This is a genomic window from Sphingomonas sp. 66-10 (genome assembly GCF_001897045.1).
Taxonomy (GTDB): domain Bacteria; phylum Pseudomonadota; class Alphaproteobacteria; order Sphingomonadales; family Sphingomonadaceae; genus Sphingomonas; species Sphingomonas lycopersici.
This window is the reverse complement of record NZ_MKRR01000090.1, coordinates 17,626-19,398: the sequence shown is the minus strand read 5'-3', so window position 1 is coordinate 19,398 and position 1,773 is coordinate 17,626. Positions and strand designations below refer to the sequence as shown.

Sequence of the window (1,773 nt, the reverse complement as noted above, 5' to 3'; positions counted from 1 at the left end):
GAGGCCTCGTCAGGCAATTAGGGGGCAACGACAGCCGGCGGCACAAGCGAGGACCGGACGACCTTCTCCAGCCAAGGGCGAGCGTTGGGAGGCCGCGTTCCCGCGGGACTTGGCAGTCAAGGTCGATGGAGACCTTCAATCGCTGGTCGCCGCCGGTTTCCCGACCGCTTTGATTGCGCAATGGGCGCAGTCGATCCCCAGGCTTAACGCGCTGCAGATATCCGCGATCAACGATTATGGCGTCCTCGCGGGCGAGCATCTGGTCGTCTCTGCGCCGACATCGTCTGGCAAGACCATGGTCGGCGAACTTGCCGCGCTGAAGACCGTGCTCGCGAGACGGCGTGCCATATTCCTGCTGCCGCTCAAGGCGTTGGTCGCCGACAAGCGTCGGCACTTCGAAACGGTCTACGGTCCCTTCGGCATAAGGACATTCGAAGCCACCGGCGAAACCGACGATATCGGTCCGCTCTTGCGCGGCAAATACGACATCGCATTGCTGACCTACGAGAAGTTCACCGCCATCGCGCTCACATTTCCGCACGTGCTCGAACAAGCCGGTGTCGTCGTCATCGATGAAGCGCAGATGATCGCCGACGAGAACCGTGGCGCCAATCTCGAATTCCTGCTCACCTTGATACGTACGCGTCGACGGCGCGGCATAGAACCACAGCTGATCGCGTTGTCCGCTGTCATCGGCGACACCAACGGCTTCGAGCGCTGGCTCGGCGCTCGGCTTTTGCGTCGCACGGAAAGGCCAGTGCCACTGGACGAAGGCCTTCTGCTCCATGACGGTCGCTTCCGCCGTCTCGCCGCCGAGACTGGCGAGGAGATTACCGCCGAACCCCTGATCCAGCGCATCTGGGGTGGCAAGGGGTCGAGCCAGGATTGGGTCATTCCCCTCGTTCGCAAGCTCGTCGGTGAGGGACAGCAGGTGATAGTCTTCCGTGAACAGCGAGGCGAGGCCCGCGGGTGCGCGAACTATCTGGCGAATGCCCTCGACCTCCCGCCTGCGACTGAGGCCATGGAACGCCTGCCCCGGCTCGATCCGTCCCAGGCGAGCGAGACCTTGCGCTCTTGCCTGCGGGGCGGGGTCGCATTCCATATTTCGGACCTGACACCCGACGAACGACGCATCATTGAAGAGGAATTCCGCCGGGAGGGGGGCAGTCTGCGCGTGATCGCTGCGACGACCACGCTGGCGATGGGCGTGAACACACCCGCTAGCTCGGTCGTCATCGTCGGGCTTGAGCATCCGGGTCGCAAACCCTATTCCGTCGCCGAATATAAGAATCTCGTCGGGCGCGCGGGACGTCTCGGTTATGCCGAGCGGGGCACTTCCTACCTGCTCGCTGCCTCCCCCAGGGAGGAGTGGGATCTTTGGCATCGCTATGTGACGGCGTCGCCCGAGGATTTGCATTCCCGGTTCCTGTCGGGTGACACGGATCCGCGCTCGATGATCGTCCGTGTGATCGCCAGCGCAGCCCGGAGCAAGGTGCGCGCGGACCGCGCGGAAGTGATCGATTTCTTGGAATCCTCGTTCGGCGCGTTCCTGCAAACAAAGGCGCGTGACGGGTGGACCTGGGATAGGGATGATTTCGAGCGGGCGATGGGGGACCTCCTTCGCCACGGCCTCGTCGTCGCCGATGAGGCGGGAACTCTCACCCTGACGCCGCTCGGCCGGATTGCGGGTGAGGGCGGCGTCGAGGTTGCTTCGGTCCTGCGAATTTCAAGCGCATTGCGCGGAGCAGGAGCTGCCGAGATCAACGACCCGAC

The 1,773-nt window shown here is 63.7% G+C and carries 1 protein-coding gene; it reads left to right on the top strand.

The window, feature by feature from the left end; all coding sequences use genetic code 11:
* Positions 1-109 precede the first annotated feature (109 nt).
* A partial coding sequence (locus BGN95_RS07355) for a DEAD/DEAH box helicase (protein ID WP_286772132.1) occupies positions 110-1,773 on the top strand: 1,664 nt, incomplete at its 3' end.